General features: G+C 62.7%; 27 protein-coding genes. 19 read left to right on the top strand and 8 right to left on the bottom strand.

The window, feature by feature from the left end; genetic code table 11:
• The first annotated feature begins 48 nt into the window (after window positions 1–48).
• Window positions 49–3,963 carry an FAD/FMN-binding oxidoreductase gene (locus tag J8G26_RS14570; RefSeq protein WP_210569786.1) on the top strand — a complete coding sequence of 1,305 codons (3,915 nt, stop codon included), beginning with the start codon at window positions 49–51 and terminating at the stop codon, window positions 3,961–3,963.
• Window positions 3,963–4,382 carry an HIT family protein gene (locus tag J8G26_RS14565; protein WP_210569784.1) on the top strand — a complete coding sequence of 140 codons (420 nt, stop codon included), beginning with the start codon at window positions 3,963–3,965 and terminating at the stop codon, window positions 4,380–4,382. Before J8G26_RS14570 ends, J8G26_RS14565 begins: the two co-directional genes overlap by 1 nt.
• Before the next feature lie 429 nt (window positions 4,383–4,811).
• Here the strand turns inward: J8G26_RS14565 and J8G26_RS14560 are convergent, their stop codons facing one another.
• The 6 genes from J8G26_RS14560 to J8G26_RS14535 all read right to left on the bottom strand — a co-directional run bounded on the left by J8G26_RS14560 (window position 4,812) and on the right by J8G26_RS14535 (window position 7,639).
• Window positions 4,812–5,063, bottom strand: coding sequence for a DUF2442 domain-containing protein (locus tag J8G26_RS14560; protein WP_210569783.1), 252 nt, complete (start codon window positions 5,061–5,063; stop codon window positions 4,812–4,814).
• The gene (locus J8G26_RS14555; protein ID WP_210569781.1) at window positions 5,035–5,274 is read right to left on the bottom strand and encodes a DUF4160 domain-containing protein; all 240 of its coding nucleotides are present in this window, start codon (window positions 5,272–5,274) and stop codon (window positions 5,035–5,037) included. The genes J8G26_RS14560 and J8G26_RS14555 overlap by 29 nt, the downstream gene beginning before the upstream one ends.
• Window positions 5,275–5,283: 9 nt before the next feature.
• Complete coding sequence (locus J8G26_RS14550) at window positions 5,284–5,619, bottom strand: hypothetical protein (RefSeq protein ID WP_210569779.1); 336 nt, start codon at window positions 5,617–5,619, stop codon at window positions 5,284–5,286.
• Between the two features lie 572 nt (window positions 5,620–6,191).
• A complete protein-coding gene (locus J8G26_RS14545; protein ID WP_210569777.1) occupies window positions 6,192–6,866 on the bottom strand; it encodes an acyltransferase in 675 nt (224 codons plus the stop codon).
• A gap of 15 nt (window positions 6,867–6,881) precedes the next feature.
• Window positions 6,882–7,136: a DUF1010 domain-containing protein gene (locus tag J8G26_RS14540; protein ID WP_210569775.1), complete on the bottom strand. Its 255-nt coding sequence runs from the start codon at window positions 7,134–7,136 to the stop codon at window positions 6,882–6,884.
• A 179-nt stretch (window positions 7,137–7,315) separates the two neighbouring features.
• Window positions 7,316–7,639, bottom strand: a complete 324-nt coding sequence (locus J8G26_RS14535) for a hypothetical protein (protein ID WP_210569773.1) — start codon at window positions 7,637–7,639, stop codon at window positions 7,316–7,318.
• Here J8G26_RS14535 and J8G26_RS14530 point away from each other — a divergent pair.
• The 17 genes from J8G26_RS14530 to J8G26_RS19415 all read left to right on the top strand — a co-directional run bounded on the left by J8G26_RS14530 (window position 7,638) and on the right by J8G26_RS19415 (window position 22,424).
• The gene (locus J8G26_RS14530) at window positions 7,638–8,060 is read left to right on the top strand and encodes a DUF971 domain-containing protein (protein WP_087743965.1); all 423 of its coding nucleotides are present in this window, start codon (window positions 7,638–7,640) and stop codon (window positions 8,058–8,060) included. The genes J8G26_RS14535 and J8G26_RS14530 overlap by 2 nt on opposite strands.
• Before the next feature lie 213 nt (window positions 8,061–8,273).
• Entirely contained in the window at window positions 8,274–9,005 is a 732-nt protein-coding gene (ubiE, locus tag J8G26_RS14525; protein WP_210569771.1) for a bifunctional demethylmenaquinone methyltransferase/2-methoxy-6-polyprenyl-1,4-benzoquinol methylase UbiE, read from the top strand.
• 43 nt (window positions 9,006–9,048) lie between these two features.
• On the top strand, window positions 9,049–10,059 hold the full coding sequence (locus tag J8G26_RS14520; RefSeq protein WP_210569769.1) for a TIM44-like domain-containing protein: 1,011 nt from the start codon (window positions 9,049–9,051) through the stop codon (window positions 10,057–10,059).
• 39 nt (window positions 10,060–10,098) lie between these two features.
• Window positions 10,099–10,716 carry a hypothetical protein gene (locus J8G26_RS14515; RefSeq protein ID WP_087743973.1) on the top strand — a complete coding sequence of 206 codons (618 nt, stop codon included), beginning with the start codon at window positions 10,099–10,101 and terminating at the stop codon, window positions 10,714–10,716.
• The gene (gene ubiB / locus J8G26_RS14510) at window positions 10,713–12,278 is read left to right on the top strand and encodes a ubiquinone biosynthesis regulatory protein kinase UbiB (RefSeq protein ID WP_210569767.1); all 1,566 of its coding nucleotides are present in this window, start codon (window positions 10,713–10,715) and stop codon (window positions 12,276–12,278) included. The genes J8G26_RS14515 and ubiB overlap by 4 nt, the downstream gene beginning before the upstream one ends.
• A 62-nt stretch (window positions 12,279–12,340) precedes the next feature.
• Window positions 12,341–13,786: a sodium:solute symporter family protein gene (locus J8G26_RS14505; RefSeq protein ID WP_210569765.1), complete on the top strand. Its 1,446-nt coding sequence runs from the start codon at window positions 12,341–12,343 to the stop codon at window positions 13,784–13,786.
• Window positions 13,787–13,857: 71 nt separating this feature from the next.
• Window positions 13,858–14,199 (top strand): FmdB family zinc ribbon protein, encoded by a 342-nt coding sequence (locus J8G26_RS14500; RefSeq protein ID WP_210569762.1) that lies wholly within the window; start codon window positions 13,858–13,860, stop codon window positions 14,197–14,199.
• Window positions 14,200–14,207: 8 nt separating this feature from the next.
• Window positions 14,208–14,834, top strand: a complete 627-nt coding sequence (locus tag J8G26_RS14495) for a DUF502 domain-containing protein (protein ID WP_087743982.1) — start codon at window positions 14,208–14,210, stop codon at window positions 14,832–14,834.
• A 40-nt stretch (window positions 14,835–14,874) separates the two neighbouring features.
• Window positions 14,875–16,689 (top strand): aspartate--tRNA ligase, encoded by a 1,815-nt coding sequence (aspS, locus tag J8G26_RS14490; RefSeq protein ID WP_210569760.1) that lies wholly within the window; start codon window positions 14,875–14,877, stop codon window positions 16,687–16,689.
• A gap of 73 nt (window positions 16,690–16,762) precedes the next feature.
• A complete protein-coding gene (gene nudB, locus J8G26_RS14485; RefSeq protein WP_210569758.1) occupies window positions 16,763–17,245 on the top strand; it encodes a dihydroneopterin triphosphate diphosphatase in 483 nt (160 codons plus the stop codon).
• On the top strand, window positions 17,242–17,991 hold the full coding sequence (locus tag J8G26_RS14480) for an endonuclease/exonuclease/phosphatase family protein (protein ID WP_210569756.1): 750 nt from the start codon (window positions 17,242–17,244) through the stop codon (window positions 17,989–17,991). The genes nudB and J8G26_RS14480 overlap by 4 nt, the downstream gene beginning before the upstream one ends.
• A gap of 7 nt (window positions 17,992–17,998) precedes the next feature.
• Complete coding sequence (clsB, locus tag J8G26_RS14475) at window positions 17,999–19,216, top strand: cardiolipin synthase ClsB (RefSeq protein ID WP_210569747.1); 1,218 nt, start codon at window positions 17,999–18,001, stop codon at window positions 19,214–19,216.
• Window positions 19,217–19,331: 115 nt separating this feature from the next.
• Window positions 19,332–20,057 carry a GTP cyclohydrolase I gene (gene folE / locus J8G26_RS14470; protein WP_210569745.1) on the top strand — a complete coding sequence of 242 codons (726 nt, stop codon included), beginning with the start codon at window positions 19,332–19,334 and terminating at the stop codon, window positions 20,055–20,057.
• Window position 20,058: 1 nt separating this feature from the next.
• Window positions 20,059–20,481 (top strand): BLUF domain-containing protein, encoded by a 423-nt coding sequence (locus J8G26_RS14465; RefSeq protein ID WP_210569744.1) that lies wholly within the window; start codon window positions 20,059–20,061, stop codon window positions 20,479–20,481.
• Between the two features lie 225 nt (window positions 20,482–20,706).
• Window positions 20,707–21,537 (top strand): DUF429 domain-containing protein, encoded by an 831-nt coding sequence (locus J8G26_RS14460; protein ID WP_210569742.1) that lies wholly within the window; start codon window positions 20,707–20,709, stop codon window positions 21,535–21,537.
• A 59-nt stretch (window positions 21,538–21,596) separates the two neighbouring features.
• A complete protein-coding gene (locus J8G26_RS14455) occupies window positions 21,597–22,247 on the top strand; it encodes a LysE family translocator (RefSeq protein WP_087748170.1) in 651 nt (216 codons plus the stop codon).
• A gap of 66 nt (window positions 22,248–22,313) precedes the next feature.
• Window positions 22,314–22,424 (top strand): histidine phosphatase family protein, encoded by a 111-nt coding sequence (locus tag J8G26_RS19415; protein WP_232476478.1) that lies wholly within the window; start codon window positions 22,314–22,316, stop codon window positions 22,422–22,424.
• Here the strand turns inward: J8G26_RS19415 and J8G26_RS14450 are convergent.
• Window positions 22,411–23,046, bottom strand: coding sequence for a hypothetical protein (locus tag J8G26_RS14450; protein WP_087743996.1), 636 nt, complete (start codon window positions 23,044–23,046; stop codon window positions 22,411–22,413). The two genes, J8G26_RS19415 and J8G26_RS14450, sit on opposite strands and share 14 nt — an antisense overlap.
• 7 nt (window positions 23,047–23,053) lie before the next feature.
• Complete coding sequence (locus tag J8G26_RS14445; protein WP_210569741.1) at window positions 23,054–24,463, bottom strand: amidase; 1,410 nt, start codon at window positions 24,461–24,463, stop codon at window positions 23,054–23,056.
• Window positions 24,464–24,466: the final 3 nt, after the last annotated feature.

The following is a 24,466-nucleotide window of genomic DNA, read 5'->3' as shown; positions in this document are numbered from 1 at the left end:
TCCGACCCCAAGGCCCAAGGGCGCGCTGCGTCCACCCAGGTTGATCCCATGAATGTTCCGATTGCGTTGGCTGCCCTGCAGACGCAGGCTGCCGAGCCTGTCCGTCTGCGCGAAATTCCCTACAACTACACCTCGTTCTCCGACCGGGAGATCGTGATCCGCCTGCTGGGCGCGCCCGCCTGGGAGCTGCTCGACCAGCTGCGCAACGAGCGCCGCACCGGCCGCTCTGCCCGCATGCTGTATGAAGTGCTGGGCGATATCTGGGTGGTGCAGCGCAACCCCTACTTGCAGGATGACCTGCTGGACAACCCCGCCCGCCGCAAGCTGCTGGTCGATGCCTTGAACCACCGCCTGGGCGAGATCGACAAGCGCCGCACCCCCGCCGACGACGCCGAGCGCGACCTCTTGGTGGGCGAGCTGGCGCAGGCCGCGCGCCGCGCGGTGGCCGAGTTTGATGCCACGTTCGAGCAGGCCGCCACGCTGCGCCGCCAGATCCAGCGCACGCTGGGGCGCCTCACGGCCAAGGACAACATCAAGTTTGACGGCCTCTCGCGCGTGAGCCACGTCACCGACGCCACCGACTGGCGCGTCGAATACCCCTTTGTGGTGCTGACGCCTGACACCGAGGCCGAAATGGCGCACCTGGTCAAGGGCTGCATCGAGCTTGGTCTGACCATCATCCCGCGCGGGGGCGGCACGGGCTACACCGGCGGCGCGATTCCGCTCACCTGGAAAAGCGTGGTCATCAACACCGAAAAGCTCGAAGCCATGACCGAGGTGGAAATGCGCCGCCTGCCGGGCATGGACCGCGAGGTGGGCACGGTCTGGACCGAAGCCGGCGTGGTCACCCAGCGCGTGGCCGACGCGGCCGAGCGCGCGGGCTTTGTGTTTGCCGTGGACCCGACCAGCGCCGAAGCCAGCTGCATTGGCGGCAACATCGCCATGAACGCGGGCGGCAAAAAGGCCGTGCTGTGGGGCACGGCGCTGGACAACCTGGCCAGCTGGCGCATGGTGACGCCCGAGGCGCAGTGGCTGGAGGTGACGCGGCTGGACCACAACATGGGCAAGATCCATGACGTGGAAACCGCCACCTTCGAGCTGCAGTATTTCGAAGCCGATGGCAAGACGCCGGTGCGCACCGAGCGCCTGGCCATTCCGGGCAAGACCTTCCGCAAAGAGGGCCTGGGCAAGGACGTGACGGACAAGTTCCTCAGCGGCCTGCCCGGCATCCAGAAGGAAGGCTGCGACGGCCTCATCACCAGCGCGCGCTGGGTGGTGCACCGCATGCCCGAGCACACGCGCACCGTGTGCCTGGAGTTCTTTGGCAACGCCAAGAATGCCGTCCCTTCCATCGTGGAAATCAAAGACTTCATGTTCGCCGAGCAAAAGCGCAGCGGCGTGTTGCTGGCGGGCCTGGAGCACCTGGACGACCGCTACCTGAAAGCCGTGGGCTACGCCACCAAGAGCAAGAAGCACGGCGGCGGCCTGCCCAAGATGGTGTTGTTTGGCGACATCGCGGGCGACAACGCCGACGACGTGGCGCGCGTGACCAGCGAGGTGGTGCGCATTGCCAACTCGCGCAGCGGCGAAGGCTTTGTCGCCATCAGCCCCGAGGCGCGCAAGAAATTCTGGCTCGACCGCAAGCGCACGGCCGCCATCAGCCGCCACACCAACGCCTTCAAGATCAACGAAGACGTGGTGATCCCGCTGCCGCGCATGGCCGAATACACCGACGGCATCGAGCGCATCAACATCGAGCTCTCCCTGCGCAACAAGATCAAGCTGTGCGACGCGCTCACCGACTTTTTCGAGCGTGGCAACCTGCCGCTGGGCAAGCACGACGACGCCAACGAGATTCCGTCGGCCGAGCTGCTGGAAGACCGCGTGGCCCAGGCCATTGCGCTGGTGGCCGAGGTGCGCGCGCTGTGGTCGGGCTGGCTGCAGGGCGTTGAAACCCTGTTCCCGCAGTTGCAGGACCACACCCTGCGCGCCAGCTGGAAGACCCAGCTGCGCGCGCCGCTGCAAGGCATCTTTGCGGGTGCGGCGTTCCAGCCCATCCTGGATGAAGCCACCGCCATCCACAAGCGCGTGCTCAAGGGCCGCGTGTGGGTGGCTCTGCACATGCACGCGGGCGATGGCAACGTGCACACCAACCTGCCGGTCAACAGCGACGACTACGAAATGCTGCAAACCGCGCACCAGGCGGTCGAACGCATCATGGTGCTGGCGCGCAGCCTGGACGGCGTGATCTCGGGCGAGCACGGCATCGGCATCACCAAGCTGGAGTTTTTGACCGACGCAGAGCTGCAACCCTTTGCCGACTACAAGCGCAAGGTCGATCCGGAAGGGCGCTTCAACAAAGGCAAATTGCTCCGAAATCAGGAGCTGCCAGCGCTTGGTGGACAAGCGCTAGAGCCCAATTTGGCTTCAAAACCCTTGCTGCACGCCGATTTGACCAACGCCTACACGCCCAGCTTCGGCCTGATGGGCCACGAGTCGCTGATCATGCAGCAGAGCGATATCGGCGCCATTGCCGACAGCGTCAAAGATTGCCTGCGCTGCGGCAAGTGCAAACCCGTGTGTTCCACCCATGTGCCGCGCGCCAATTTGCTCTACAGCCCGCGCAACAAAATTTTGGCCACCTCGCTGCTGGTTGAGGCGTTTTTGTACGAAGAGCAGACGCGCCGGGGCGTGAGCATCAAGCACTGGCAAGAGTTTGAAGACGTGGCCGACCACTGCACCGTGTGCCACAAGTGCGAAAGCCCCTGCCCGGTGAAGATCGACTTTGGCGACGTCACCATGAACATGCGCAACCTGCTGCGCAAGATGGGCAAAAAGACCTTCCGCCCCGGCAACGCGCTGGCCATGACCATGCTCAACGCCACCAACCCCGACACCATCAAGCTGCTGCGCACAGCCATGGTGGGCGTGGGCTTCAAGGCCCAGCGCATGGCCGTGGACTTGCTGCGCAAGGTGGGCCGCAAGCAGACCGCCAAGCCGCCAGCCACGGTGGGCACCGCGCCCATCAAGGAGCAGGTGATTCACTTCATCAACAAGAAGCTGCCGGGTGGTTTGCCCAAGCAGACGGCGCGCGCCTTGCTCGACATCGAGGACAAGGACTACGTGCCCATCATCCGCAACCCGCAGGCCACCACGGCCGAGACGGAGGCGGTGTTTTACTTTCCGGGTTGTGGATCGGAGCGCCTGTTCAGCCAGGTCGGCCTGGCCACGCAGGCCATGCTGTGGCATGCAGGCGTGCAAACCGTGCTGCCGCCGGGCTATTTGTGCTGCGGCTACCCCCAGCGCGGCTCGGGCCAGTTTGACAAGGCCGAGAAGATGATCACCGACAACCGGGTGCTCTTTCACCGCGTGGCCAACACGCTCAACTACCTCGACATCAAGACCGTGGTGGTGAGCTGCGGCACCTGCTACGACCAGCTGCAGGGCTACGAGTTCGACAAGATCTTCCCCGGCAGCCGCATCATCGACATCCACGAGTATTTGCTCGAAAAGGGCATCACGCTGCAGGGCAAGGGCGCCTATCTTTACCACGAGCCCTGCCACAACCCCATGAAGCTGCAGGACTCGATGAAGACCGTGAAGGCGCTGGTGGGCGAGCAGGTGCTGAAAAGCGAGCGCTGCTGCGGCGAATCGGGCACGCTGGGCGTAACGCGCCCGGATGTGTCCACGCAGGTGCGTTTTCGCAAGGAAGAAGAAATCAAGAAGGGCGAAGCCCAGCTGCGCGAGAGCGGCGCCGTGGGCGCGCAGGACAACGTCAAGATCCTCACCAGCTGCCCCAGCTGCCTGCAGGGCCTGAACCGCTACGAAGGCGACCTGCAAAACGGTTTGCTCGAAGCCGACTACATCGTGGTCGAAATGGCGCGCGAGATTCTGGGTGAGAACTGGATGCCCGACTACGTGCACCGCGCCAACAACGGCGGCATCGAGCGGGTGCTGGTCTGATGGACTGCCCGCTGTGCGCGCAAGACGGCGGCCAGCTGGTCTGGCGCGGCGAAAAGCTGCGCGTGATCCGTGCCGACGAGGCGGGCTTTCCGGCGTTTTACCGCGTCGTCTGGAACGCCCATGTGGCCGAGTTTTCGGACCTGGATGCTGCGGACCGCGCGCATTGCATGGACGTGGTGGTGCAGGTCGAACAAGCCCTGCGCCAGCACCTGCAACCCACCAAGATCAACCTGGCCACGCTGGGCAACATGGTGGCGCACCTGCACTGGCATGTGATTGCGCGCTTTGACTGGGACAGCCACTTTCCGGCGCCGGTGTGGGCGGCGGCACTGCGAACGCGTGACGCGGGGCAGGAAGCTGCCTTGCGCGAGCGCTTGCCCGCCATGGAAGCGCAGTTGCGCGGGTGTCTGGGTCTATAGCGGGTCTATGGCGGGCGCATCCGGGATGCGACAGCTAGCCCCGACGCCAGACGTCTGCTGTGAGACGCTCGATTGCCGCGTCGTAATTGGCCGTGGAAATCATGGTGCCCGACTTCTCGTGCAAGAGATCGAACAGGTGCTCCGCCAGAACTGAGCCGATGGCATGCAGTGCACCGTGACGTTGGGCAGCTTGCTTCGCGCAGCGCGATGATATTTCTCGGCCAAAGAGATTCGTTCCTGCTCATCAAATGCAAGCCACTCATGCGCATTTGGCGTACGTTCTGGATCGTAATGATGCATGGCCTGTATCAGTGGTTAACGCCCTGACTTCAGCCGTTGCCGTAGGCGGTTGGCTGCTATGAACAATTAGACCCCGAACGCCAAAAGAGAGCGCCTTGATTTGAAGGCGAGCGTTCCTCGGGGGCGGTGTCAAGCGCGTGACATTAACGGAAAATCATCTGGACGGCGTATAGAGTCCACCGAAAGATCCACGTCGAGTAATGGCCAATACAAATGGTCTGGCGTTGGATGTTCGACAGTGACAATCTGATCGACTGTGGCCTGCTTGAACCAGGGAAACTTCTGAAAAGGAAGGTGTAACTCTTCATCCCCGAGCAGGAGCCAGAGCCCATGTTGGGAGATATGCGTTATTTCAGCCGCCGAAGTGGTGTTGCCAGGCATCTTGAACCTCCATGATATGTGCTTGAACGACGGCTTGGGCATCGGTGATCTGCTTTGGCGTGAGGCCAGTAGAAGTAGCCAAGTGGACAATGGGAGTGAGCCAGAACTTGGCCTCTCCATCGGGGTGCGCCACGTGTACGTGGATGCGCGGCTCTTCCCGGGAGAAGAAGAAAAGCCTGTAGGGGCCATCGCGAACGACTGTGGGTGCCATGCGCAGACTCTAGTCGATTCGTGCTGTGTGTCCAAGCAGCTTACGATGGTTGCCTAACGTTCGAGGTAAGCGGGCGACGACGGCAGGGCGCCAGGGCCCGGTTGGCGAAAATGTACTGCGTAGCGCCGACCGAGCCCTGGCGCCCTGCCGTTGGCGCTCCGCTTGAGCGAGGGGTTGCTTCCGTGCAAACTTCTCAAGCTCGGCCAGTTCATCCGGTCGCAGGTGCTTGTCGCTGAAACGGCGTTTGTTCTTGATTTCTGGATACCGGTTTAGGTCGCCCTTGTTTGTTACGCTGACGATCAGGATTAAGGCGAAAACTACCAGCCCGACAATGAACTCAATCATCGACCTTTTCCTCGGCACAGAATGGTTCCGGCTGAAAAAACCCAGTCTTGTCGCTAGCCAAAATTTGTGCGCACATTGAAACGCCTAACGATTCACATCACCGACGGTAAAAAGCAGGGCGACGAAAAAGTGGCGTTTTTTGCTGTCCGAGTGCATGTGATTGTTGTGTTGTTATCTTCCGCCTGATATTGAACTCAAGAACTTAGGTGTTATTGATTTTAATGCTATGTATGTAAGCATAGAACAAACAATCACAAAAACCGGCATAATAAAATACAACGAAATAACTAATATTTCATTACTGGGCTGCAGCGCCTTATAACTCAATTTGCGCACTACTGTTAGCAGTGGTTCATGAGTGGCAAAAACAAAGAAGCTGAAACTGCTGGCCCATAACAACATTTTTTTTAAATAATTTGTTTTTACAATTGCGTTTGTGATGTATAGGGCTGATCCAATGCCGAAAAGTATTCCGGCATTGTGTATGTGGTTGTTGAATGTTTGGTCTTTTGTTGATGTGTCGATCAACAGGGTTGCAAAATATAGAAATAGAATTAAAGGTCCGAATCGATCTAGTGCAAATATGTTGGTGTTTGAATGTGCGAGGTAAGCACCGGCATAAAAAATAAGAATGCGGTTACAGATGGGATATAAATTGGCCATGCGCTTAGCAGCCATAGAGAAAAAAGTACAAGAAGAACTATCTTTGATGCTTTGTTGAGTAAGAAATAAATTGCTGGTGCAATCAGCACCATTACTATTAAGTCTCTTATAAACCAAAATTGATATGAAATTGGAGATCTATCAATCCCGAATACTGCGTTGAAGTAGTCAAATATTTCGAATTTTGATATGGAGGCATTTTTTCCGGAAAAGAATGATTGGGTTGTTGGAATGTGTTGCGCCAACGCAATTAGGAAAAGAGTAAGGATGTTCCAGAATAAAAATGGAATAAGAAGTGTCTTTAGTCGAGATTTTAGTTTTGTTTTGTAGTTTTTTGCAGAAAAGGAAAATCCTATAAAAAAGAAGTATCCAGATATTAGAAAGAATAGTGGGACTGCTACTCTGGCCATACCTTGGGAAATAAGGTTTCGGCAAAAATTTACCCAATACCCTGTATTATCTATCCCAATAACGCCATTTGAAAATCCGACTTCTGTGTTATATGCATGAATGAAAACTACCCCAATTATTAGGGGAAAGCGTAGTGTGGTCAGCCTTTCTGAGGATGCTTTGTCAATTTGCATTCGAATGTGTTCCTTTTATATAAGTAACGAACGAAAGTAAGCCTTCCGCCGAAGGCTGGTCGGCTTGACTGCACAGCTAGATCCATACGCCAAAAGGGGAAATCCCAACTTGGCGATGAGCGCAAATCGCGAAAAAGCACTGCTCCACGGAGGCGGAAAAATGGTTCCAAAATAATAGCTTTTGGCGGTTGTCGTGCAAGGGCTATCGGCTAAAAAGGCTTGAAACCAGCGCAGATCCCCAAGGCAAAGCTCGACACACGGCAAAACCATAGCGGATAGACGCTTGAGAAACTAAATGCCGGTGAATAAAGCATGTCCTTAAATAAAGCGGTTTTTGTGCAGACTAACTAGATTTAGACGACAGCCACCGTAAGCATATGAGTCTGCCAAAACAAGATGTATCCAATGGTACATGTGGATCGTGCCGAAATGATGACGTTGAGTCAAACCTAAATTTCCCGGATGACATCGCCTCCCGATCGCGCCGCACCCACCGCATTTGCCGTGCCGTAGGTCGCCCCACCGCCCAAACCATTGAACGCCTGCATGACCACCTGCGCACGCGCCGTTACAGCATTCGCATCAAGACTGCTATTTGCCAGCATTTGCTGCAGGCGCGCTGCGCCATCCACACAATGCCGGTGCTGCTCAACCCGCTCGATGCCCTGCAGCCCTTGGCGCGGCAAGGCTGGCGCCTGTCGGGTCTGGCAGCCACGGGCGCGGTGGGACAATGGCGGCTGTTTCGACAATCGTTTTTCTACAGGTGAATCCATGGCAGGTTTGAAAGCGGGTGCGCCCACGCCGCAGGCACTCACGGTGCATGAGGCGTCGCGCGTGCTTGAGGTGGCGTTCTCCGATGGCGCCACGTTCCGCATTCCGTTTGAGCTGATGCGCGTGTATTCGCCCTCGGCCGAGGTGCAGGGCCATGGCCCGGGGCAGGAGGTGCTGCAGACGGGCAAGCGCAATGTGGCGCTGGTCAACCTGGAGCCGGTGGGCAACTATGCCGTCAAGCCCACGTTCTCGGACGGCCACGAAAGCGGCATCTTCACCTGGGATTACCTTTATGAACTGGGCCAGCAGCAGGATGCGCTGTGGGCGCAGTACACCGAGCGGCTGGCCGCTGCCGGTGCCGACCGCGATGCGCCCATGGCGCCCAAAGGTGGGGCAGGGGGCCACGCCTGCGGCAGCCACTGAGGTGGCTGGCGGGGCGCATGCCGGGCCAAGCGCAGAATTTGCCCGCTGCCCCGGTGATTCATGTGCTATTGAATATATAGCTGTTGGCGCAATGTGTATAAGCGCTAGCAGCTGTTTTCATTCAAATAGCTTCGTTCAAATTGCGACAGATGCCCCAAGCCCATGCGGGGTTGTCGCTGTACCTCTGGCGCCAAGGCGCCTAGCATGATTCTTATGAGTACTACGCATTTCGGTTTTCAGTCGGTGGACGAGCAGGAAAAGGCACGCCGCGTGCGCGGTGTGTTCGATTCTGTCGCCTCCAAATACGACGTGATGAACGACCTCATGTCGGTGGGCCTGCACCGTGCCTGGAAGGCCTACACCGTGATGGTGGCCAACCTGCGCGAGGGCAGTCAGGTGCTCGACATTGCGGGCGGCACGGGCGACCTGGCGCTGGCGTTTTCCAAAAAGGTGGGCGCATCGGGCCGTGTGGTGCACACCGATATCAACGAAGCCATGCTGCGCGTGGGGCGCGACCGCCTGATCGACGCTGGCGTGGTGCTGCCCACGCTGGTGTGCGATGCCGAAAAGCTGCCGTTCCCCGACGCGCACTTTGACGTGGTGAGCGTGGCCTTTGGCCTGCGCAACATGACGCACAAGGACCAGGCGATTGCCGAGATGTGTCGGGTGCTCAAGCCCGGCGGCAAGCTGCTGGTGCTGGAGTTTTCGAAAGTGGCCAAGCCGCTGACGAAGATGTATGACTGGTATTCGTTCAAGGTGCTGCCGCAGCTGGGCAAGCTGGTGGCGGGCGACGATGCCAGCTACCGTTATCTGGCCGAGTCGATTCGCATGCATCCGGGGCAGGAAGAGCTCAAAAGCCTCATGCAGAAAAATGGCTTTGGGCATGTGGACTATCACAACATGACGGGGGGCATTGTGGCCTTGCATGTTGGAATCAAGTGCTGAGTGAGCGTTTCGCTCAAAGTGGATTAACGGAGACGGAGAAATCATGATGAAACTGTGGTCTGTGGTGTTGGTGGCAATGCTGGCGTTTGCGCATGCCGATGCGGATGCCCGGCGCATGGGTGGTGGCAAGTCGGTGGGCAAGCAGTCCAGCAACGTCACGCAGCGTGACGCGGCCACACCGCCCGCAACGCCGGGCGCTCCGGCGCAGACGGCGACCAACGCAGCGGCGGCCAAGCCTGCTGCCGCCGCAGCGCCTGCCGCAGCGGCCAAGAAGCCTTGGGGCGCCATGCTGGGCGGCCTGGCTGCCGGTCTGGGTCTTGCCTGGCTGGCCAGCTCGCTGGGCCTGGGCGAAGGGTTTGGCAATATTTTGATGATCGTGCTGCTGGCGATGGCCGCGTTTGCCATCTTCAAGCTGGTGATGCGCGCGCGCAGCGGCGGCAACAACCGCCTTGCGGCGGCGGGCGGTGCGCCTTTCGCCTTCCAGGGCGCGGGCGCCGCTACGCCAGAGGCTGCGCAGGTTCCCCGTCAATACAGCCCCGCCAACGTGGGCAACGATGCTTCGGCGCGCCCGTGGGAGCGCAGCGGCATGGCGTTTGATGCATCGCGCCAGCAACAGGGCGCGGGCACGATGATTGGCTCGGGCCTGTCGGGCTCGCAGAACTGGGGCATTCCGCAAGGGTTTGACGCCGAAGGCTTCCTCACGGCGGCCAAGCGCAATTTCGTCACGCTGCAGGCCGCTTGGGACCGCTCCGACCTCGCCACGCTGCGTTCGATGCTGACCGACAGCATGCTCGAAGAAATTCGCACGCAGCTGACCGAGCGCGAATCGCACCGCGGCGATCAGCCCAATCACACCGATGTGGTCATGATCGAGGCGCAACTGCTGGGCATCGAAGAGCTGGACGACGGCTACATGGCCAGCGTGGAGTTCTCGGGCATGATCCGCGAAGAACTTTCGGCCGGGCCCAGCCCCTTCCGCGAGGTCTGGAACATGACCAAGGCCAAGACGGGCAACAGCGGCTGGCTGGTGGCGGGCGTGCAAGCACTGCAGTAAAGCGGCAGGGCCATCCCGTTCAGGGAATAATCGGGGACTATGGCAACACAGTCCCCTTTTTCATTTCTGGATGGTCTTCTTGACCGCGTGGCCGCCGGCCCGCAGCCACCGCAGTGGCTGGTGCACGAGGTGCAGCAGCGCCTGGTCCTGTTTCTCAACCATGTGTTGATGCAGGAGAAGGAAGCCATGGACCGCCTGGTGCGCCAGCGCGGCCGCGTGGCACGTGTGCAGTGGCGCTCCTACTCAATGGCCTTGCTGATCACGCCAGCGGGCCTGTTCAACGTGGCGCCTGAAGGCGCGGCGCCGGATCTGCAGCTGGAAGTCACCGAAACCTCTCCACTGGCGCTGGCAAGTGTTGCCCTGAGGGGTGACAAGCCGGCGATCCGCATTGAGGGCGATGTGCAACTGGCGGCCGAGATCAACTGGCTGGTCGACCATGTCCGCTGGGACCTGGAAGAAGACGTTGCCCGCGTGATTGGCGACGCGCCCGCGCACACGCTGGGCCAGGTGGTGCGCAAGGCGGCGCAGGCGTTGCGCCAGTTCGTGGGCACGCGCATGGCATCGGCCGATGCTGCCCCGGTGCCGGCTGCTGCCCCGCCAGCGGCCCCTGTTGCGCCAGCATCACCGTCGGGCACTGCCGACCGGACTGCTCCATGAAGCGTTTTCTGCGGGGTGCCACCATTGTCTGGGTGGTGTTCCGGTATGGGCTGGATGGCCTGGTGCTGGACAGTTTCCAGAAACCCTGGCTGCGCCTGCTGTCACGCGTTCTTTCGATCGGCCGCAATCTGGAGGCGCCGCGCGGCCAGCGCCTGCGCGAGGCGCTGGAGCAACTCGGCCCCATCTTTGTCAAGTTTGGCCAGGTGCTCTCGACCCGGCGCGACCTGTTGCCCGCCGACATGGCCGACGAGCTGGCGCGGCTGCAAGACCGCGTGCCGCCGTTTGATCCAGACATCGCCATTGCCACCATCGAGCGCGCGTTCCGCCGCCCGGTGGGCGAGGTGTTTGTTGCGTTTGACCGCGTGCCGGTGGCCAGTGCATCGATTGCGCAGGTGCATTTCGCCATCTTGCGCGACCGGGGCGGCGTGGAGCGCGAGGTGGCCGTCAAGGTGCTGCGGCCGGGCATGCTGCCGGTGATCGAAAAAGACCTGAGCCTCATGCGCATGATGGCCGGGTGGCTGGAGAACCTGTCGGCCGATGGCAAGCGCCTCAAGCCGCGCGAGGTGGTGGCCGAGTTCGACAACTACCTGCACGATGAGCTGGACCTGGTGCGCGAGGCCGCCAACGCCGCGCAGCTGCGCCGTAACATGCAGGGGCTTGATCTGGTGCTGATTCCGGAAATCCACTGGGATTTCTGCCACCCCGAGGTCATGGTGATGCAGCGCATGAACGGCGTGCCCATCAGCCAGGTCGAGCGATTGCGCGATGCGGGGGTGGACATCCCCAAACTGGCGCGCGATGGCGTCACGATCTTCTTCACCCAGGTGTTCCGCGACGGTTTTTTCCACGCCGACATGCACCCGGGCAACATCCAGGTGAGCCTGGAGCCGGCGACCTTTGGGCGCTATATCTCGCTCGATTTCGGCATCGTGGGCACGCTCACTGAAGTGGACAAGGAATACCTGGCGCAAAATTTTGTGGCCTTTTTTCGCCGCGACTACAAGCGCGTGGCCGAGCTGCACATCGAAAGCGGCTGGGTGCCCCCGGAAACCCGCGTCAACGACCTCGAATCGGCGATCCGCGCCGTGTGCGAACCCTATTTCGACCGTCCGCTCAAGGAAATATCGCTGGGCATGGTGCTGATGCGCCTGTTCCAGACGTCGCGGCGCTTCCAGGTTGAGATCCAGCCGCAACTGGTGCTGCTGCAAAAGACCCTGCTGAACATCGAAGGCCTGGGCCGCCAGCTCGACCCGGAGCTGGACCTGTGGAGCACCGCCAAGCCTTTCCTCGAAAAGTGGATGCTGGAGCAGATGGGGCCGCAACGCCTGTGGCGCGAGCTGCGGGCCGAGGCGCCGCACTACGCCAAGCTGGTGCCCGAGCTGCCGCGCCTGCTGTATGACTACCTGAGCCGACGGCCGGCCGAGTCGCAAAGCGCCTTGCGCGAGTTGCTGGAGGCGCAAAAGCGCACCAATCGCCTGTTGCAAAGCATTATTTACGGCGGCCTGGGCTTTGTGCTGGGGCTGCTGGTGATGCAGCTGATGGTCAGGGTGCGGATCTTCTGACGCTGGCTGGGCCGGGTTTTTTTCTCTTTTTTCCTGCTTTTCGCGACATCAAGGAGCATGCCGTGCTGTTGACCCTGGTTATCGTCTATCTGTTGATCACCATCGCCATTGGCCTGGTTGCCGCCAAGCGGGTCAAGAATTCCGCCGATTTTGCGATTGCCGGGCGGCACCTGCCGCTGTACATGATCGTCACCACCACGTTTGCCACCTGGTTTGGTTCGGAGACGGTGCTGGGGATTCCCGCCAAGTTCATCGAGGGCGGGCTGGGTAATGTGGTCGAAGACCCGTTCGGCGCGGGGTTTTGCCTGATTCTGGTGGGCCTGTTCTTTGCGGGCAAGCTTTACCGCATGACGCTGCTGACCATCAGCGACTACTACCGCGAGCGCTACGGCCGCGTGGTAGAGGTGGTGTGTTCGCTGATCATCATGCTGAGCTACCTGGGCTGGGTTTCGGCCCAGGTCACCGCCTTGGGGCTGGTGTTCAACCTGCTGTCGGGCGGTGCCATCAGCATTCCCGTGGGCATGGTGATCGGGGTGGTTTCCATCCTGGCGTACACGCTGTTTGGCGGCATGTGGTCAGTGGCTGTGACGGACTTCATCCAGATGATCATCCTGGTGGTGGGGCTGACGCTGATCGCCGTGTTTGCGGGCAACATGGCCGGCGGGGCGGACAAGGTCATCGAGCTGGCCGCGAGCCGCGAGCTGTTCCGCTTTCTGCCAGAGCCGAAATTCCACGACATCGTGTTCTTCATCGCGGCGGCCATCACGATGATGTTTGGCTCGATTCCTCAGCAGGATGTGTTTCAGCGCGTCATGTCGGCCAACAACATCCAGGCCGCCACGCGCGGCCCGGTGATTGGCGGCATTTGCTACATCCTGTTTGCCTTTGTGCCTATGTTCCTGGTGGCCAGCGCGCTCATCATCATGCCGACCGAAACGGCAGCGCTGCTGAAGGACGATCCGCAAAAGGTGCTGCCCACGCTGGTGCTGGAGAAGATGCCGTTTGTCATGCAGGTGCTCTTTTTTGGCGCGCTGCTGTCGGCGCTCAAGTCCACGGCATCGGCCACCTTGCTGGCGCCCAGCGTGACGTTTACCGAGAACATCTGGCGCCAGTTCCGTCCGCATGCCTCCGACCAGCAGCATTTGCGCACCATGCGCATCACCACGCTGGTGTTCAGCGGCCTGGTGCTGGCCTATGCGATTCGCATGGAAGGCACTTCCATCTATGAACTGGTCTCGGGCGCCTACCAGGTGCCCTTGGTCGGCGCCTTTGTGCCCCTGGTGTTTGGCCTGTATTGGAAGCGGGCCACCACCCAGGGGGCGGTGTTTGCCATCGTGCTGGGCTTGTTGACCTGGGTGTTGTTTCTGGCAACTCCGGCGGGCCAGGTGTTTCCGGCGCAACTGGCCGGCTTGCTGGCGGCACTGGTGGGCATGCTGGCGGGCTCGCTGGGCCCCCAGGCGATTGGCAACCACCATGCCGGGCACCATCGCATGGTGGGCGTGGAATGAGGCCGGGGTGTTGAAGGCAGGGCGGCCGCCTATAATTGAAGGTTTTTGCACTTCTTCCCAACACTTTCGTCATGCCTATTTACGCCTACAAATGCGGCTCCTGTGGCCATGCCAAGGATGTGCTGCAAAAAATCTCCGACCCTCAGCTCACGGTGTGCCCCGCTTGTGGCGCCGAAGCCTTCACCAAGCAGGTGACTGCTGCAGGGTTTCAGCTCAAGGGCTCTGGCTGGTATGTGACGGATTTTCGTGGCGGCAACGGCGGCAGTTCTGCCCCTGCCACTGACGCCAAGGGCGACGGCCCGGGAGCTGCAAGCACCCAGGCTTCCGCGCCTGCCGCAGCCGATACCGGCGCCGCCACGAAGGTGGCCGCAGCCCCGGCCACCACTGGCGCCAGCGCCGTTTCTTCCGACTGAGCCCATCCATGTCCGCCTTGCGCAAATGGTTGTTCACCGGCTTGCTGGTGATTGTTCCGGGGGTGATCACCATTGCGGTGCTCAACTGGATCGTGGGCACGCTCGACCAGACCCTGCAAATCCTGCCGGGCGCCTGGCAACCCGACAAGCTGTTGGGCTTTCACATCCCAGGCTTTGGCGTGCTGCTGACCCTGCTGATCTTGCTGGTGGTGGGTGCTACGGCCAGCAACTTTGCCGGGCGCAAGTTGGTGCAGCTGGGCGACAGCCTGGTCAGCCGCATCCCGGTGGTGCGCTCTATTTATTCGAGCGTCAAGCAGGTTTCCGACACGCTGTTCTCTGAAAGCGGCAACGCCTTTCGCACCGCCGTGCTGGTGCAATGGCCGCGCGACGGGGTCTGGACCGTGGCCTTTGTCACGGGCACGCCCAACGGCGAAGTGGCGGCGTACCTGCGCGATGAGTTTGTCAGCGTGTACGTGCCCACCACCCCCAATCCCACCGGCGGGTATTTTGTGATGGTGCGCAAGAGCGATTGCGTCGAGCTCGACATGAGCGTGGACGCCGCGCTCAAATACATCATTTCGATGGGCGTGGTCGCTCCTTCCGACCCCGCCCTTGCCCCTGTCTCCTCCAAGTGAATCCCCTTTAATGCGCCACAGCGGCGCCGGAAGTTTTGCCATGGCCATGCGTTCCCACTATTGCGGTCTTGTGACCGAAGCCCTGTTGGGCCAAACCGTCACCCTGTCGGGCTGGGTGAACCGCCGCCGCGACCATGGTGGCGTGATCTTCATCGACCTGCGTGACCGCGAAGGCTCGGTGCAGGTGGTCTGCGACCCCGACCGCGCCGAGATGTTCAAGACCGCCGAAGGCGTGCGCAACGAGTTCTGCGTGCAGGTCAAGGGCCTGGTGCGCGCGCGCCCCGAAGGCACCACCAATGACAACCTCCAAAGCGGCAAGATCGAAGTGCTGTGCCACGAGTTGAACGTGCTCAACCCCTCGGTCACGCCCCCGTTCCAGATCGACGAAGAGAACCTGTCGGAGACCACGCGCCTCACGCACCGGGTGCTCGATCTGCGCCGCCCCTACATGCAGAACAACCTGAAGCTGCGCTACCGCGTGTCGATGGAAGTGCGCAAGTTCCTTGATGCCAACGGCTTCATCGACATCGAAACCCCCATGCTCACCAAGAGCACGCCCGAAGGCGCGCGCGACTACCTCGTGCCCAGCCGCGTGCACGACGGCCATTTCTTTGCGCTGCCGCAATCGCCCCAGCTGTTCAAGCAGCTGTTGATGGTGTCGGGGTTTGATCGCTATTACCAGATCACCAAGTGCTTCCGCGACGAAGACCTGCGCGCCGACCGCCAGCCCGAATTCACCCAGATCGATATCGAAACCTCGTTCATGGACGAGCAGGAAATCCGCGACATGTTCCAGGGCATGATCAAGACGGTGTTCCAGAACACGCTGGGTGTGGACCTGGGCGAGTTTCCGGTCATGACCTACCAGGAAGCTGCCCACCGCTTTGGCTCCGACAAGCCCGACTTGCGCGTCAAGCTTGAATTTGCCGAGCTGACCGACGTGATGAAGGACGTGGACTTGAAGGTGTTCTCGGGCGCTGCCAACATGAAGAACGGCCGCGTGGTGGCCTTGCGCGTGCCCGGTGGCTCGGTCGAAGGCGGCGGCATCAGCCGCGGCGAGATCGACGCCTACACCGAGTTCGTCAAGATCTACGGCGCCAAGGGCCTGGCCTACATCCGCGTCAACGAGCTGGCCAAGGGCCGCGACGGTCTGCAATCGCCCATCGTGAAAAACATCCACGACGCGGCGCTGGCCGAAGTTTTGAAGCGCACCGGCGCACAAGACGGCGACCTGATTTTCTTCGGCGCCGACAAGGAAAAGATCGTCAACGACGCCATTGGCGCGCTGCGCATCAAGATCGGCCACAGCGAGTTCGGCAAGAAGAACGGCCTGTTTGACGACCGCTGGGCACCGCTGTGGGTGGTGGACTTCCCCATGTTCGAGCACGACGAAGAAAACGACCGCTGGGTTGCCGTGCACCACCCCTTCACCGCACCCAAGGACGGCCACGAGGACTACATGGTCACCGCGCCCGAGAAGTGCATCTCCAAGGGCTATGACATGGTGCTCAACGGCTGGGAAATGGGTGGCGGCTCGGTGCGTATCCACCGCGCCGACGTGCAGCAGAAAGTGTTCGACGCCCTCAAGATCACGCCCGAAGAAGCGCAGCAGAAGTTCGGCTTCCTGCTCGACGCCCTGCAATACGGCGCGCCCCCGCACGGCGGCCTGGCGTTTGGCCTCGATCGCATCGTCACGCTGATGACGGGCGCCGAGTCCATCCGCGACGTGATCGCCTTCCCCAAGACCCAGCGCGCCCAGTGCCTGCTGACCCAGGCGCCGTCCATCGTGGACGAAAAGCAGCTGCGCGAGTTGCACATCCGCCTGCGCAATCCGGATGCGGTGAAGGCAGACTGATTGCATCAGGCCTTTGTGCCTTCGTGCAGATCGGAAGGGCGCCATCGGGCGCCCTTTTTTTAAGGGAAACCAGATGCCGAACTTGCCGGAGCCGCTGTTCAAAATCCCCCAGTCCGTGCTGGTGGTGATCCACACGCCGGCGCTGCAAGTGCTGCTGATCCGCCGCGCGGTCGATGCCCCCGATGGCCAGGCGTTCTGGCAATCGGTCACTGGCAGCAAGGACAGCCTGCAGGAAGACTGGCGTGAAACCGCGGTGCGCGAGGTGCTGGAAGAGACCGGCATCCGCGCGGATGCACCGGGTTGCACGCTGCGCGACTGGGGCCTGGAAAATCGGTACGACATTTACCCGCAATGGCTGCACCGCTACGCGCCCGGCGTGCGGCGCAACACCGAGCGCGTGTTTGGCCTGCAGGTGCCCGCTGCCATGCCGGTGGTGCTGAGCCCGCGCGAGCACACCGCTTGGGCCTGGTGGCCCTGGCGCGAGGCGGCGGACCGCTGCTTCTCGCCTTCGAATGCCGAGGCCATCCTGTTGCTGCCACAATTTGCCTTGCCATGAACCCATCCCACCACGCTTCCGAAATTCTGCGCATTGCCACCTACAACATCCACAAGGGTGTGCAGGGCCTGGGCCCGGCGCGCCGGCTGGAGATCCACAACCTGGGCCTGGCCGTGGAGCAGCTCGATGCCGACATCGTCTGCCTGCAGGAAGTGCGCAAGATGCACCGCCGTGAAGCCGCCTATTTCCAGCGCTGGCCCGATGTGCCGCAGGCCGAGTACCTGGCGCCCGAGGGCTATGAGGCGGTGTACCGCACCAATGCATTCACGCGCCATGGCGAGCATGGCAACGCGCTGCTGTCGCGCTGGCCGGTGATCGGGCACCAGCATGAGGACATTTCCGACCACCGCTTCGAGCAGCGCGGCCTGCTGCATGTGGAAGTGGATGCGCATGGCCGCCGTGTGCATGTGATCGTGGTGCACCTGGGGCTGATTCCCGGCAGCCGGGTGCGGCAGGTCGAGCGCCTGCAGCAGTTCATCGAGCGCGAGGTGCCCGCGGGGTCGCCGGTGGTGGTGGCCGGTGACTTCAACGACTGGGGGGCGCAGATCAAGCGCATGCTGTCGGGCTTTGGCCTGTATGAGTTTGATGCGCCGCGCGCCTACACCTATCCCGCTCGGCTGCCGCTGGTGCAGCTCGACCATGTCTATGTGCGTGGGCTGGAGCCGCTCGGGCTGCATGTGCCGCGGGGGCGCATCTGGTGGCGCATGTCCGACCACCTGCCGCTGATTGCCGAGTTCAGGCTTTGACCGGCGGATGAAACGGATGGCCGATTTCGCCAAAGACCACCGCGTGCGCTTGCTGCAGGGTGCGCAAGAGCTGTTTCCCGCCATGATCGAGGCGATGGATGCGGCGATCTCCGACATCCAGTTCGAGACCTACATTTTCGATTTCACCGGGGCGGGGGCGCAGGTGGCCGAGGCGCTCATTCGCGCCGCAGAGCGCGGCGTGCGCACCCATCTGGTGGTGGACGGCGTGGGCACCGGGCCGCTGCCCAAGACCTGGCAGCAGCGCATGAAGGCTGCGGGGGTGCTGGTACGGGTGTATTCGCCGCTGGGGCCGCTGGGGCTGCTGCTGCCCCACCGCTGGAGGCGCCTGCACCGCAAGCTGTGCGTGGTCGATGGCCTGCTGGTGTTTTGCGGCGGCATCAATGTGCTGGACGATCTTTACGACCCCAACTACGGCACGCTCGATGCGCCGCGCTTTGATTTTGCCGTGCAGGCGACGGGCTCGATCGCGGCGCAGGCCAGCCAGACCATGGAGCGCCTGTGGTGGCGCCTGCAGGCGGTGCGCGACGTGCGCCTGCACCGCCTGCCGCAAGCCGTGCGCGACCTGCGCGCCGCCAGCGCCACCCGGCACGCCAGACAGCAGGACCCGGACGCAAGCGGCATGCGGGCCGCGCTGGTGCTGCGCGACAACGTGCGCAACCGCAGCCGCATCGAAAAGGCCTATCGGCGCGCCATTGGCGCGGCACGCCACGACATCATCATCGCCAATGCGTATTTCGTGCCCGGCCGCAAGCTGCGCCGCGCGCTGATTCTGGCGGCAAACCGGGGCGTGCGCGTGCAGCTCTTGCTGCAGGGGCGCTACGAATATTTCATGCAGTACCACGCGGCGCGGCCGGTGTATGGCGCGCTGTTGGCCGCTGGCGTGGAGATCCACGAATACGAGCCCAGCTTCTTGCACGCCAAGGTGGCGGTGATCGACGCCCACAGCGACAAGCCCTGGGCCACGGTGGGCTCGTCCAACCTCGACCCCTTGAGCCTGCTGCTGGCACGCGAGGCCAACGTGGTGGTCGAAGATGCCGCCTTTGCCATCGACCTGCGCCAGCGCCTCGTGCATGCCATGCGGCACGCCGGGCGGCGCATGGACCCGGCCCACTATGCCGGCCGCCCGCTGCGCCAGCGCGTGCTCGACCGCGTGGCCTTTGGCCTGATGCGCCTGGCCTTGTGGGTCACGGGAAACCGGTACTGAGCGCGGGCGCAGGGCGGTGCTATTAAATAAATAGCTATTGGCGCTTGTTCCATAAGCGCTAGCGCCCTAAAATCCTTGGAATCATTGGTCGGGCATTCACTGGTACGATGCAGCCATGTCCAGTCAACCAGTCGCCGATATGACGCCCATTCCGCCGGATGAAGGCACGCCCGTTTCCGTGAAGATCCGCGAGCGCATCGCCGCCGCGCGCAAGCGCTTCAACGCCAATGACAACATCGCCGACTTCATTGAACCCGGCGAGCTGGAGCGGCTGCTCGACGAGGTCGAAGACAAGATGCAGGGCGTGCTCGACAGCCTGGTCATCAACACCGAGGGCGACCACAACACCCGCAACACCGCGCGCCGCGTGGCCAAGATGTACCTCAACGAGGTGTTCAAGGGCCGCTATGTGCAGGCGCCCCCGATCACCGAGTTTCCCAACGCCGAGCACCTCAACGAGCTGATGATCGTGGGCCCGCTCACGGTGCGCAGTGCCTGCAGCCACCACTTTTGCCCCGTGCTGGGCAAGATCTGGATCGGCATCATGCCCAACGAGCACACCAACGTGATCGGCCTGTCCAAATACGCGCGCCTGGTCGACTGGGTCATGGGCCGCCCGCAGATCCAGGAAGAGGCCGTGGTGCAGCTGGCCGACTTGATCATGGAAAAAACCCAGCCCGACGGCCTGGCCATCGTCATGGAAGCCAGCCACTTTTGCATGTCCTGGCGCGGCGTGCGCGACATGGACAGCAAGATGATCAACTCCGTGATGCGCGGCGTGTTCCTGAAAGACAGCGCCCTGCGCCGCGAATTCCTCTCGCTCATTCCAGGAAGGAACTGACATGCTCGTACGCCTGCTGTATGCCAGCCGCGCGGTGGACACTTCGCCCGCCGCCATCGAAGCCATCCTCACCCAGTCGCGCCAGCACAACCCGGGCAGCGGCATCACGGGCATCCTGTGCTATGGCGGCGGGGTCTTCCTGCAGGCCATCGAGGGCGGGCGCTCGTCGGTCAACGAGCTGTATGGCCACATCCAGCGCGACCCGCGCCACAAGAATGTGGAGCTGCTGCACTACGAAGAGATTGCCGAGCGGCGCTTTGGCGGCTGGATCATGGGGCAGGTGAACCTGTCCAAGATCAACCACTCCATCCTGCTCAAATACTCCGAAAAACCCGAGCTCGATCCTGATGCGGTTTCGGGCAAGGTGTCGTTTGCGCTGCTTGAAGAGCTGATGGCGACAGCCTCCATCATCGGCCGTGCCTGAAAGGCGGAGCGCTTTGCTACTGCGCGGCCTGATCTTGCGCCTGCGGTACTCGCCGCACGAGAGTGCGGCTGCGTTCCTCAACGCAAGCTGAGGCCGCTCGCTACGCAAATCGCCCCACCTTTCTGCTTCGGTGATTTTTCTCTGGGTCGCAGGCCGTCGTTGCCGACGCTGCGGCTTTTTGCATTCCAGCGCTCTGATCTGTGACCACAGCCCATGACGACCGATATGGCCGAACCATCCTTGCTGCTGGGCTGCGACTTCTCCAGCAGCCCCGGCCGGCGCAAACCCATTGTGCTGGCGCTGGGCCAGCGCGTGGCGGCGCGGGTGCAGTTGCTGGGCCTGGAAACCTTTGACACCCTTGATGGCCTGGCGCGCTGGCTGGCCGCGCCGCGCGCCTGGGTGGGCGGCTTTGACCTGCCCTTTGGCCTGCCGCGCGAGCTGGTGCAGGCGCTGGGCTGGCCGCTGCAGTGGCATGCGTGCATGCAGCATTACTGCGCGCTCTCGCGGGCGCAGATCCGCGACAGCTTTGCCGCCTTCTGCGCCGCGCGGCCCGTGGGCGGCAAGTTCGCGCACCGGGCCACCGATGGGCCGGCCGGCTCCAGCCCATCGATGAAATGGGTCAACCCGCCCGTGGCCTACATGCTGCACGCCGGCGTGCCGCTGCTGCTGGACGCGGGGGTGCATCTGCCCGGACTGCACCCCGGCGACCCGCAGCGCGTGGCGCTGGAGGCCTACCCCGGCTTGCTGGCGCGCGAAATCCTGGCGCGCCGCAGCTACAAAAGTGACGACCGCGCCCAACAGACGCCCGAGCGGCTGATTGCCCGCAAGGATCTGGTGCATGCGCTGGAGATGGGCCAGACCCGCCTGGGCCTGCGCCTCAAGCTCAGCCACGCCCAGCGCGATGCTCTGGTGGATGACGCCAGCGGCGACCGTCTGGACGCCGTGCTGTGCCTGCTGCAGGCCGCCTGGGCGCAGCAGCGCCATGAGGAGGGCGATGCGCTTTATGGTCTGCCGACGGGGTTCGATGGCCTCGAAGGCTGGATTGTCACGGCCTGATTTCGCCGGCCCCGGTGTTGGCACAATGGACGGCCCAGCCCTTGCCAATGTCCACCGCCATGCCTGCTTTCGAAACTTTGCTCACTTTTTTTGGCGTGTCGGTGCTGCTGGGGCTCACGCCCGGCCCCGACAACCTGTTCGTGCTGCTGCAATCGGCCCAGCGCGGCTGGCGCGCCGGCATGGCGGTGGTGGCGGGCCTGTGCGCTGGCCTGGTGGTGCACACCACGGCGGTGGCCCTGGGGCTGGCAGCCGTGTTTGCCGCGTCGGCCATGGCGTTCACGGTGCTCAAATATTGCGGCGCGGCCTATCTGGCCTATCTGGCATGGCAGGCCCTGCGGGCGCCCGCCGCCACGGCGCAGCAGCCCGCCTCCACCCAAGGAAACCAGGGCAAGCAAGGCGGCCGCAGCCTTTGGCGCATGGTGGGGCGCGGCATGGTCATGAACCTCACCAACCCCAAGGTGCTGGTGTTCTTTCTGGCCTTTTTGCCGCAGTTCGCTGATCCGGCGCGCGGCAGTGTGGCTTTGCAGCTCATGGTGCTGGGGGTGGTGTTCATGCTGGCCACGTTGCTGGTGTTTGGTGCCATCGCCTGCTTTTCTGGCGCTTTTGGGGCGCTGCTGCAACGCTCGGCGCGCGCCCAGACGGTGCTCAACCGGGTGGCGGGCCTGGTGTTTCTGGGGCTGGCGCTGCGGCTGGCCACGGCGGAGCGGTAGCTATAAAAAACATAGCTGTAAGCGCTTTGTGTATAAGCGCTAGAGCCCTAAAAGGCTTGAAGTGTCATGCGCAGGTTTCACAATGAATGCATGACCGAACTCCTCCTCATCCGCCATGGCGAAACCGACTGGAACCAGACCCGGCTGCAGCGCAGCGAAGGCGTCACGCGCCCTTGATTCCCCTGTCGTCCTTGCCGCCCTTGACCAGGGCCAGATAAGCGCTGCGGGTTTGCGGCGACACCGAATCCACCAGCTGCTCGTAAGGCGTCTTATGCCGTGCCAGCATGCGCGCCGTGGCGATGGTCTTTGATTTGCAGAACCAGTGGCAGGTGTGCTGCATCAGGAACAGCTCGGCCGACATGGTGAAGGCCTTGTCGCGGGGTGTCAGGTGCGCCGCATTGCGGGCCATGGCCTCGATGCCCCGGGCGTGGATCGCCAGGGCCTTGCGCATGTCGAAGGTGGTGCCAGGAAACAGCTGGCTGGCAAAGGGAATCGCCATGGCAAAGCGGCTGACGCGGGCATCGGCCTCGTTCACCTGGGCAAACTCTGCAGCGAAGCGGTTGAACTGCTCGCTCAGCTGCGATTCGGTGGTGGCGAGCAGGCGCCAGATCTGCTCGCGCCGCTCGGGCGTGCTTTCACCCAGCGCCCGCAGATAACCCTCGGTGAGGGTCTCCATGAGCTTTTCGATCTGGTAGTGGCCCAGGTGGCTGGCCAGCAGGGCAATGCGCTTGCGTTGTTGCCGGTGGTTGAGGATGTAGCTGCCGATGGCGATCAGAAGGGCGAGGGTGAGAATGTCCATGGCTCGTTTATAGCTGCGGCGGCTCGGGCCACGCTTTTTGAGGGGGGCGGATCTGCTCGAACGCATGCGCCACCTGCAGCACGCCCAGGTCGTCGAAGCGCGGCCCGGCGATCTGCAGGCCAATTGGCAAGGGATGCAGGCCGCTGGTGTAGCCGCAGTTCACCGAAGCGGCGGGCTGCTCGGACATGTTGAAGGGCACGGTAAAACCAATGTGCTCCAGCGGCCGCAGCGGGTCGTTGGTGGGCGAGGGCAGCTCGGCCGCAAACGCCGGCATGGGTGCCACGGGCGAGATCACGTAGTCGAACGCGCTGCAGGCGCGCACGGTGGCCACACGGGTCAGGTGAAACTGCTGGCTGGCGTCGAACACCTCGGTGCCGCTCAGGCCAGCGGCGCTGTCGGCCCATGCGCGGATGTAGGGCAGCACCCGGTCGCGCTGCCGGGCGGGCAGGGCCAGCAGATCGGTGTGCGAGCGCATGCGCCAGAAATGGTCCATGCCGTCGAGCATGGTCTGCGTCATGAACGGCTGCATGGGCACGATGTGGGCGCCGGCCTGCTCCAGCCAGCGGGCGGCCTGCTCGATGGCGGCGCGCACCTCGGGCTCTACCGGCAGGCCGCAGCCGGCCTCCAGCAGCAGGCCAATCCGCAAACCACGCAGGCGCTCGGCCCCTTGATTGAACTGGCTCCAGGCAATGTCCTGCGCGGGCAGGGCCATGCTGTCGCGCGCGTCGCTCTGGCTCAGCACCTGCATCATCAGCGCGGCGTCTGCCACCGTGCGTGTCATGGGGCCGGCGGCGCGGCCGGTGTAGGGCGGGTCGATGGGGATGCGGCCCAGGCTGGGCTTGAGGCTGAAGATGCCGCACCAGCTGGCGGGCAGGCGCAGCGAGCCGCCGATGTCGGTGCCGATGTGCAGCGGGCCATAGCCGGCGGCGGCCGCAGCGCCAGCACCGGCACTGGAGCCGCCGGGGCCTTTGGATAAGTCCCAGGGGTTGCGCGCCAGCGCGTGAAAGCTCGACAGGCCCGAAGACAGCATGCCGTAGTCGGGCATGGTGGTCTTGGCCACGATCACCGCGCCGGCTTCGCGCAGACGTGCAGCGGGCGGGGCGTCGGCGGTGGCGGGCACCAGCGCGGTGGCGGCGGTGCCCAGCGGCATGGGGTCGCCGAGTGTGGCGATGTTTTCCTTGATGGTGGCGGGTACTCCGTCGAGTGTGCCCAGCGGTTCGCCGCGCAGCCAGCGGGCTTCGGAGGCCCGCGCCTGCGCCAGGGCGGCTTCGGGGCGCAGCAGGTAGGTGGCCCGAATGTGGGGCTCCCAGCGCTCGATGTGGGCCAGCAGGTCAGCCAGCACATCGACCGGGGACAGCGTGCGCTGGCGGTAGGCCGCGAGCAGGGCGTGGGCGGGCAGGTCGTGTAGCGCGCTCATGGT

Source organism: Acidovorax sp. JG5, assembly GCF_017939685.1.
In the GTDB taxonomy this organism is placed as follows: Bacteria; Pseudomonadota; Gammaproteobacteria; order Burkholderiales; family Burkholderiaceae_C; genus Acidovorax.
This window is presented reverse-complemented; position numbering and strand designations above follow the sequence as displayed.